Source organism: Psychromonas sp. (genome assembly GCF_983033635.1).
In genome coordinates this window covers 19,732-29,146 of the sequence record NZ_CEZLMY010000015.1, presented here as the reverse complement: position 1 = coordinate 29,146, position 9,415 = coordinate 19,732, and the positions used below count along the sequence as shown (strand labels likewise).

Here is a 9,415-nt window from a genome sequence, read left to right as displayed (position 1 = left end):
TAAAGTGACCAGACTTTCCGCCGGTTTTCTCGAGCAATTTAACCTGGCTGATTACCATATCTTTTTGCACCGCTTTACACATATCGTAAATGGTTAATGCTGCAACAGAAGCGGCTGTTAATGCTTCCATCTCAACACCTGTTTTACCGGAGAGTTTACATAAACTTTTAATTCTAACGCGGTTAAATTGCGGCTCAGCTATTAACTCAACTTCCACTTTTGTTAATGCAAGTGGATGACAAAGCGGGATAATATCGGATGTTTTTTTTGCAGCCATAATGCCGGCAATGCGTGCGGTAGCAAATACATCCCCTTTATGGTGAGCACCGCTTACAATCAAATCGAGCGTTTTCGGCGACATTTCAACATACGCTTGTGCAATAGCCTGACGCTCTGTGACATTCTTATCGGTCACATCAACCATATTTGCTTTGCCATCCTGGTTGATGTGGGTAAATTGATTACTCATATAAATACCTTTAAACCCCAATATGTGGCATAAAATTACATGGTTTGTGCTGTGAATTCATCTGCTCTTTGATAATTTTTGACCATGCAGTTTTACATGCCCCCGTCGAGCCAGGCATACAAAAAATAACTGTTTTATTAGCAAAACCAGCTAGGGCCCGACTTTGAATGGTTGATGAACCAATTTCCTGATATGAGATATGGCGGAATAACTCACCAAACCCCTCGACCTGTTTATCAAATAAAACAGAAACAGCTTCTGGTGTGGTATCTCGAGATGTAAAACCAGTTCCACCAGTGATTAAAATCGCGTCTATTTTCGGATCTGCGATCCAACTAGAAACAATAGCGCGAATTTTATAAAGGTCATCAATAACAATCTGCTTATCTTCAAGATGATGGCCAGCTTCCTCTAAAGAATCGACAAGATAGCCACCTGATGTGTCAGTTTCTTCTGTACGCGTATCTGAAACAGTTAATACTGCGATTTTTGATGGTTTAAACTCTTTTGTAGATAGATGACTCATTTATATTCCTTTTTATTATTTTATGCCATATTAGTCTGACAGTTTTGAATGCATTTCCTGACATATTTTCCATTCTTGTGGCGTATTATTGTTCTGGAAACGGAAATCGTCCTGCTGCTGGTAATTAACAGGCTGTATTTTAAGTGTTTTAAGAAGACGGTACAGTGAGCGCTGTTTTTTCTGTGGTGAAAGTAACGCTTCTGATAAATATTCTTTGAGTTGCTTGTTTAACGGTAAGATCATGGGGAAGGTGACCTGTTCAAAAAACACTCCCTGAGGATGCTGTGCATACTGTTCGATCAGTTGCTTACATTCTATCTCGCTAAGTAAAGGCATATCGACAGGCATAATAAATAGCGCGTCATATAAACCAAAAAGATGCTCCACACACGCATGTAATCCACCGATTGGACCAAGTTGTTTATGCAAATCGGGGATGCAGGAAAAAAGTGGATATTGGCCACTGACAAATACTTTCTGCAAGCTGGCCGACTCTAATAACAATACAGCCCTGCTTAACAGTGTTTGCTCAGCTAATAAAAGCTGTGCTTTATCTTTTCCCATTCGAGTAGATAAACCACCCGCTAAAACGATCCCTGCAATTTTCAAATACAATAACCTTTTATTTTACATATAAAAAAGGGGCTTAATGCCCCTTTAATCGAAAGTATAGCAACTAGCTTACCAACCTTCTATACCTGACATATCAGGTAGTTTATGAGCTATACCTTTATGACAATCGACACAGGTTTTATCGCCTGATGCTAGAGCGGTTGAATGTTGTTTAACACTGCGTGCTCCTTGCTCGCTGAAGTCCATAAAATCAAACTCGTGACAGTTTCGACATTCCTGAGAATTATTCTCTTTCATACGGTGCCATTCACGATTTGCTAAATAGCCACGTCGCGCTTGAAATTTCTCTTCAGTGCTAATGGTCCCCATAGCAAATGCAACTAACTCTTTAGATGCTTGAACTTTTCGTACAATTTTATCAGTCCAGTTATGTGGAACATGGCAATCAGAACAGATAGCACGCACACCGGAACGGTTAGCGTAGTGAATGGTTTCCTGGATCTCTTTTACAATTGGCGCGTGACAACTTGAACAAAACTGTTCAGTATTAGTTGCTTCCATACCTGTATTAAAGCCCCCCCAAAAAATGATACCACCAGCAAAACCTAGAAATAGCACTAAACCAAATGCCGCTGATGATGGCGTTTTCATAATAAACCATAAACGCTTCAATAGTTTCAGCATAATATTAAGCTCCCGACTTATTGTAACGAATCAACTGGTTTGAAATCATTTTCAACCAACGGTTTAGCATCTGCTTGTGTTACATGACACTGCAAACAGAAATATCGACGTGGTGAAACATCTGATAACGTTGTACCGTCACGAGTTTCAAAGTGAGTAACACTAATTTTTGTAGCCCCCATTTCGCCCGCATTTTTAAAGCTATGGCAAGACAGACACTTATTCGCATTTAAATTCACCTGGTAACCACGAATGGTATGGGGAATTAACGGAGGTTGCTGTATATATTCTCTATCAATGGGCAGTTGGTCTCGCGGTACACGTTTCAGCGACTCTGATTTGTTAATATCAGAAATTTCTTCATGACCACGTAATGACTCGACCCCTCCATTATCAGTAACCAACTCAGTATCAGTGCTCCATGCTGGTGAGGCCGATAATGCTACTATCCCTGCTGCTACTATCGCTGTTAGCAATTTTTTCATTTTATTTCTCCACCCTTTGCTAGGCTATTCTTACCGCTTAAAACGGTTGTAATTTGAAAAACATTTTCTGCACAAACATCAACACAACGGCCGCAGTTTGTACAAGTTAAGTCTTTAACTAAAGGTCCAATTTCATGTTTTTTTCCATATACCGGACCTTTTAAAATCGCGGGTTCAGGACAAACATCAAAACAGTCTGAGCAGTCTGTACATTTATCACGTTTAACTGCACTCACTTTCATTAAACTAGTTCTGTTGATCAGAGAGTAAAAAGCCCCCATCGGACACAAGTGGCCGCACCATCCGTTTTCAACAGCAAGCAGGTCAAACAGAAAGATCATTAAAAATAAGACCCAGCCTAACCCCATACCAAAAAACAGACCGCGATTGAATGCAGAAACCGGGTTGACCAGCTCCCATGACATCACCCCGGTAAAAAGTGGCAGTATCATCACCATTGCTAATATCCAATAGCGCCATTGACGGCTTATTACTTTCTCTTTGCGCAAATTCAGCTTTCTTCTGCACCAGGCGGCCGCATCAGTTAATAAATTAACCGGACAAACCCAGGAACAAAATACCCGCCCGCCTACTAATCCATAAAACAGAACTACAATTAATGCCCCTAAAAATGCCTGAAACAGCGGCAGATGTCCGGAAGCCATACTTTGAAACAGCATAAACGGGTCAGTAAAAGGCACCACGCCTAATAACAGACTGGAACTTAAATTACCTTTTATAATCCAGATTCCAGCTAACGGGCCGAGTAAAAAAAGCGTTAATATCGTCACTTGTACTATCCGGCGCAGTATTAAGAAGCGGTTTGCTAAAAGCCAACCTTTCTTACTTATCGCAGCTGTGCCTAAAGACTGATTATTTTTCATTTCAGTACCTCAGGAACGCGATCCGGCAGATCTAATACTTCATCAATTAACGATGAGCCTGCTTTCTCTTTCTCTTCCCACCCCCAGCGATAATGTTTTCCAAGTTCGCCTTTTGCAAGCTCTATTGGCAACACTTTAATCGCAGCTTTTTCTAATACACAAGCCTCTTCACATTTACCGCAACCGGTACACACATATGAATGCACCGTCGGAATAAATACAGCATGATGTCCAGTTCTCTGGTTGCGATGCATCTCTAAGGTAATAGCATCATCAATCAATGGACATACGCGATAACAAACATCACAACGCAGACCTTGAAAATTGAGACAATTCTCTTGATCTATTAACACTGCTAACCCCATTCTAGCGTCATCGATATTGTTAAGCTCCGGGTCAAGCGCACCTGTCGGACAGGCTGCTTTACAAGGAATATCTTCACACATCTCACAAGGATCTGTGCGCGCCAGAAAATAAGGTGTTCCAGTTGCTATCGGCTGAAATAACCTTCCTAATTTCAGCATATCGTAAGGACAAGCCTCAACACATAAACCACAGCGAATACAGGCAGACTGAAAATCCAGTTCAGCTAATGCACCCGGTGGACGCAGCATTTGCGGGTTAAATGACTGGCTTTGATTTGAATAACCAGCCAGTCCTAATCCCATAAATCCTACACCACACGCCCCTTTGCTTGCATTAACAAGAAACTGGCGACGTGTAACTTTGCGCTGAGGACGTTTACTCATACGTTTTTATTAAACTTTTTTAGTAATTTTTACAGCACACTTTTTGTAATCCGTTTCTTTCGAAAGCGGATCCGTCGCATCCAGTGTGATTTTATTTACAAGTTGTTTTGCATCAAACCAAGGCATAAATACCAGACCTTTCGGCGGGCGATTACGACCACGAGTTTCCACACGAGAAGTTAACTCACCACGGCGTGAAGCCAGTACGATTTCATCACCTCGGCGCAGTCCTCGAGACTTAGCATCATCTGGGTGCATAAATACCACCGCATCCGGGAATGCGCGATACAACTCAGGTACACGGCGCGTCATCGACCCTGAATGCCAATGCTCAAGTACACGACCAGTACTTAACCATAAGTCGTATTCTTTATCCGGCACTTCAGCAGGTGGCTCGTACGGTAGTGCGAAAATAATTGCTTTGTTATCTTTTTTTCCATAGAACTGTACTTCACTGCCTTTTTCGACGTAGGGGTCGTATCCTTCCCGGAAACGCCACAGTGTTTCTTTGCCATCGACAACTGGCCAGCGTAAACCGCGTGCTTGATGGTATTGATCAAAAGGTGCTAAATCATGTCCGTGACCGCGGCCGAAAGTCGCATACTCTTCAAACAGACCTTTTTGAACATAAAAACCGAAATGACGAGCTTCATCATTTAATTGATCATCTTTCACTTCATCAAGACCAAATGCATCAACATTACCGTTACGGTAAAGTACGTCATACATCGTTTTGCCCTTCACTTCAGGCATTTTAGCAATCAGATCGGCAGGCCATACTTCTTCAATTTTGAAGCGTTTAGCAAACTCCATCAACTGCCATAAGTCAGATTGTGCGCCTTCCGGAGCTTTGACCTGCTGATACCAGAACTGCGTACGACGTTCAGCATTCCCGTAAGCGCCCTCTTTTTCCACCCACATTGCAGTCGGTAGAATAAGATCGCCCATTTGTGCAGTAACTGTTGGATAAGGGTCTGAAACAACAATGAAGTTTTCAGGATTACGGTAACCCGGAATAATTTCTTCATTAATGTTTGCACCAGCTTGAACGTTGTTATTACACATAACCCAGTAGGCATTTAACTTGCCGTCTTTAAGCATACGGTTTTGCAGAACAGCATGGTAACCAGGCTTAGGCGGAATGGTACCTTCAGGCAGCTTCCATATTTTCTCGGCTATAGCCCGATGTTTAGGGTTTTTAACCACTAAATCGGCAGGAAGACGATGTGAGAATGTACCTACTTCACGCGCTGTACCACAAGCTGAAGGCTGACCTGTTAATGAGAAAGGACCAGAACCGGGTTTAGAAATCTTACCGGTTAACAGATGCACGTTATACATCAGGTTATTTGCCCAGACACCGCGAGTATGCTGGTTGAACCCCATTGTCCAATAAGAGGTAACTTTCTTAGTCGGATCTGCATATAACTTAGCAAGTTGGATTAGTTTTTCTGCTGGTACACCGGACATTTTCTCTGCGTACTCAACATCAAATTCAGAAACATACTTTGCAAACTCTTCAAAAGTGATTGCTGAAGAACCACCTTTGCCGGGATTTTTAGCCGCTTTTTCGAGTGGGTGAGTTGGTCTTAAACCATAACCAATATCTGTAACACCTTTACGGAAGTTAGTATGTTTCTTCACAAAATCTTTATCGACAGCATCGTTTTGGATGATGTAGTTAGCGATAAAATTCAAGATTGCCAAGTCAGATTGCGGCGTAAAGATCATGCCGTTATCTGCTAACTCAAATGAGCGATGCGTGTAAGTTGATAATACATGAACACGCACATCAGGATTACTTAAACGGCGATCCGTCAGACGCGACCAAAGAATTGGATGCATCTCGGCCATATTTGATCCCCATAGTACAAATGCATCTGCATTTTCAAGATCATCATAACAGCCCATCGGCTCATCAATACCAAAGGTACGCATAAAGCCACCAACAGCAGAAGCCATACAGTGACGAGCATTTGGATCTAAGTTATTAGTACGGAAGCCTGCTTTCATCAATTTAGAAGCAGCATAACCTTCCCAAACGGTCCATTGACCAGAGCCGAACATCCCCACTGAGGTTGGACCTTTTTTCTTCAGGGCATCTTTAAATTTTTCAGCCATGATATCAAAAGCGCTATCCCAGGAGATTGGTTCGAACTGCCCCTCTTTATCGTAAACACCGTCCGTCATTCGCAGTAAAGGCGTTGTTAAACGATCTTTACCGTACATGATTTTCGATAGAAAATAACCTTTAATACAGTTAAGGCCTTTGTTTACTGGTGCGTCTGGATCACCTTGTGTAGCAACAACGCGACCATCTTGTGTGCCGACTAATACACTACAGCCTGTACCACAAAAACGACAAGGTGCTTTGTCCCACTTGATTTTGCTGGCATCCTTGCTGGCAATTAAATTGCTGGCGGAGGCTGGTAGTGTTATGCCAGCAACAGCAGCTGCAGAGGCAACCGCTTGTGCTTTCATAAATTCACGTCTGGTAAATTTCATTTTACTCCCTCACTTATTTCTGCGTCTATTTGTTCAAATTCATGATAAACAAGACCTGTATTAATCACGCCTTGTAATTCATTTATATGCTCAATTATTTCCATAATCACCCTCTGATTAGGTGCTTCAAGCACCACAACCGCTTTTCCTTGAGGTGAAATAGTTACTAATTCAGCGCCTTCTAATAAATTGATGCTTGATTCAATAATAGATGATTTTTTAGGATTGATATGTACGATCAAGCTGGATATATGTAATTCTTCATTCTTCATTATTATTCCTTATTTCAATCGCCTGCGTTGGACAAGGTGAAACACAAGCACCACATCCGCTACATAAATCGCTGTCGATTTGCGGTCTTGCATTTAAACCAAGCTGAAAGGTCAGTGCCTGACTCTCACAACTTTCAGCGCAACTGCGACAATAAACATCTGCAATAGCTAAGCATTGATTATTAATAAATGCTTTTTTATTCCAAGCAGATTCACTCGTAGCTACAAATATTTCTTCTTTACAACTCTCTGCACACTTGCCGCAAAAACTGCATTCACCCAAATTGAAATCAACTTTTGGATAACCACCATCACCTTTAATAATAATCTGATCTGGACAAGCCGTAACACAATTTCCGCATTGGTTGCAGTTACTTATAAAGTTTTGGATATCTTTAATCCAAGGTAATAAATTGTTTGTCGCAACTGTTTTCTTAGCTTTAAATAAACTTCGTTTACTGGCATTAAATTGCACAATGGAACCCTAATTTTCACTTTGTTATACGTACGTTAAAAGCGGTAGTTAAATTGTTAAATATTGTTAGTAAATAACATATACCTAATTAGGGTAAAGCGTAACTGGAGTTGATACATATCAAGAATTGAGTTGGTAGAGTGGGAGTTACCCCACATATTGAATGCTGACATTGTTGGCTTATCCACCAATAGAGGCTAAATGAGGTGTTCCTCCTACTTCCCCCTGCTGCAAATAATGACTCACTTTTTTATTAGAGAGAGCCGCTAAAATTCTTGATTTTAATGCTTCTTTATCATTTTCACAGGCGAGTAAATCTCGCAGATCGACACCCTCTTCACCAAACAAACAAAGGTGAAGACGACCTGTGGACGAGACCCTTAAACGGTTACAGCTTTTACAAAAATCTTTACTGTATGGCATAATCAAACCAATTTCACCCTGGTAATCAATATGAGTAAAGACTTGTGCTGGCCCATCGTGGCTAAGCCCTACTTTTTGTGTCCAGCCATTTTTTAATAGATTTTCTTTAATTAAATTTCCGGAAAGATGGTGTTTATTAAAAAAGTCAGCGTTATCATCTGTCTGCATCAATTCGATAAAACGTAATTGAATCGGCTGCTCTTTTATCCAATCAAGATACAAATTTAAATCCGTATCATTAAACCCTTTCATCAATACGCTGTTAATTTTAACTTGTTTGAAACCAACCTCCACAGAGGCTGAAACACCTTGCATCACTTTTTGAAAAATATTTTTACCGGTAATTAGGTGGAACGTTTTCGGATCTAAGCTATCAACACTGACGTTGATAGCGTCAAGGCCGGCATCAAACCACTGTTGCGCCTGTTTAAACAGGTTAAAACCATTGGTTGTTGTGGCTACTTTTTGAATCCCCTTAGTATTAGATATAATTGAAATAATAGATGAAAAGTCCTTGCGTAAACTTGGCTCCCCCCCCGTTATTCGCACTTTTTTAGTTCCAAGCTCAGCAAAAGCGCGCAGTAAATTCTCAATTTCAAATTCACTTAGAAATTGTTTTTTTTGAGTCCTTTGGTATCCATCGGGCAGGCAGTAATTACATTTGAAATTGCATTCATCTGTAATAGACAGGCGTAAGTATTCAAACTTCCTGTCGAAGTTATCAATGAGTTGTTGCATATTAAGTTCCTTTCCAAACACGGGAGGCAAACACATTTCTGTCTTTACCCTTCTTAACCAAGTAAACTATTACCGGTTAAGCGGCTTAATTCACATATTTATCTTTTTTAGAAAACTTAGTGAGATCAAGCTCGGAGCTGTATTAATAAATTGTTACATATGTTAGAGATAAATCAACGTTATGTTACACTTAAATTCACTTTCCATATTCTCTTATAGCCATGAAAATTAATCTACTATTTCATTCCCATTCAGTTACAAAAGTGATAACAAACACCTGTTTGTTGATTCTTATCGTCTCAGCCGTACATATCTTAAGTGTATTCAGCTCGTTTGATAGCCATATTTCAGATACTAATAGCATAAATAGATTGACTGAATTGAAAATGAGTACGCTTAAACTTATTTACTCATCACGTTACCACCCACAAGATATGCATAATATTCTAGCTGATGTAGAGCAAACGCTATCACCGGCAAAATTACTACAATCTTCCTGGTTTAATACGCAATCACTTAACGAACAAAGTGCTACGCTCTTAGCTGATTGGCAAAAAATAAAACTGCAGATAAGCGAGGGTAAATTTAAACAAGTTGAAAATGAATTAAACAATTTCACATTATCCATTGAT

At 40.5% G+C, this 9,415-nt stretch carries 12 protein-coding genes and 1 riboswitch; of the genes, 1 reads left to right on the top strand and 11 read right to left on the bottom strand.

The window, feature by feature from the left end:
• The 11 genes from moaC to moaA form a co-directional block, all read right to left on the bottom strand.
• A partial coding sequence (gene moaC / locus AC4GME_RS03675; RefSeq protein WP_490379031.1) for a cyclic pyranopterin monophosphate synthase MoaC occupies positions 1 to 469 on the bottom strand: 469 nt, incomplete at its 3' end.
• 10 nt (positions 470 to 479) lie between these two features.
• Positions 480 to 995 (bottom strand): molybdenum cofactor biosynthesis protein B, encoded by a 516-nt coding sequence (moaB, locus tag AC4GME_RS03670; RefSeq protein ID WP_490376218.1) that lies wholly within the window; start codon positions 993 to 995, stop codon positions 480 to 482.
• 30 nt (positions 996 to 1,025) lie between these two features.
• On the bottom strand, positions 1,026 to 1,604 hold the full coding sequence (locus tag AC4GME_RS03665) for a molybdenum cofactor guanylyltransferase (RefSeq protein WP_490376217.1): 579 nt from the start codon (positions 1,602 to 1,604) through the stop codon (positions 1,026 to 1,028).
• Positions 1,605 to 1,676: 72 nt separating this feature from the next.
• Positions 1,677 to 2,252, bottom strand: a complete 576-nt coding sequence (locus tag AC4GME_RS03660; protein ID WP_490376216.1) for a NapC/NirT family cytochrome c — start codon at positions 2,250 to 2,252, stop codon at positions 1,677 to 1,679.
• A 17-nt stretch (positions 2,253 to 2,269) separates the two neighbouring features.
• A complete protein-coding gene (locus AC4GME_RS03655; RefSeq protein WP_490376215.1) occupies positions 2,270 to 2,737 on the bottom strand; it encodes a nitrate reductase cytochrome c-type subunit in 468 nt (155 codons plus the stop codon).
• On the bottom strand, positions 2,734 to 3,621 hold the full coding sequence (gene napH, locus AC4GME_RS03650; protein WP_490376214.1) for a quinol dehydrogenase ferredoxin subunit NapH: 888 nt from the start codon (positions 3,619 to 3,621) through the stop codon (positions 2,734 to 2,736). Before napH ends, AC4GME_RS03655 begins: the two co-directional genes overlap by 4 nt.
• Positions 3,618 to 4,370: a ferredoxin-type protein NapG gene (napG, locus tag AC4GME_RS03645; protein ID WP_490376213.1), complete on the bottom strand. Its 753-nt coding sequence runs from the start codon at positions 4,368 to 4,370 to the stop codon at positions 3,618 to 3,620. The genes napH and napG overlap by 4 nt, the downstream gene beginning before the upstream one ends.
• A 9-nt stretch (positions 4,371 to 4,379) precedes the next feature.
• Positions 4,380 to 6,875 carry a nitrate reductase catalytic subunit NapA gene (gene napA, locus AC4GME_RS03640; RefSeq protein ID WP_490376212.1) on the bottom strand — a complete coding sequence of 832 codons (2,496 nt, stop codon included), beginning with the start codon at positions 6,873 to 6,875 and terminating at the stop codon, positions 4,380 to 4,382.
• Positions 6,872 to 7,147 (bottom strand): chaperone NapD, encoded by a 276-nt coding sequence (locus tag AC4GME_RS03635; protein WP_490376211.1) that lies wholly within the window; start codon positions 7,145 to 7,147, stop codon positions 6,872 to 6,874. The genes napA and AC4GME_RS03635 overlap by 4 nt, the downstream gene beginning before the upstream one ends.
• Positions 7,137 to 7,622: a ferredoxin-type protein NapF gene (gene napF, locus AC4GME_RS03630; RefSeq protein ID WP_490376210.1), complete on the bottom strand. Its 486-nt coding sequence runs from the start codon at positions 7,620 to 7,622 to the stop codon at positions 7,137 to 7,139. Before napF ends, AC4GME_RS03635 begins: the two co-directional genes overlap by 11 nt.
• Before the next feature lie 180 nt (positions 7,623 to 7,802).
• Positions 7,803 to 8,783 (bottom strand): GTP 3',8-cyclase MoaA, encoded by a 981-nt coding sequence (gene moaA, locus AC4GME_RS03625; protein ID WP_490376209.1) that lies wholly within the window; start codon positions 8,781 to 8,783, stop codon positions 7,803 to 7,805.
• Positions 8,774 to 8,932: riboswitch (molybdenum cofactor riboswitch) on the bottom strand. Its footprint overlaps the gene before it by 10 nt.
• 237 nt (positions 8,933 to 9,169) lie before the next feature.
• Between moaA and AC4GME_RS03620 the strand changes: the two genes are divergently transcribed.
• Positions 9,170 to 9,415: MCP four helix bundle domain-containing protein (locus AC4GME_RS03620; protein ID WP_490379030.1), on the top strand; the 246-nt coding region annotated here is incomplete at its 3' end.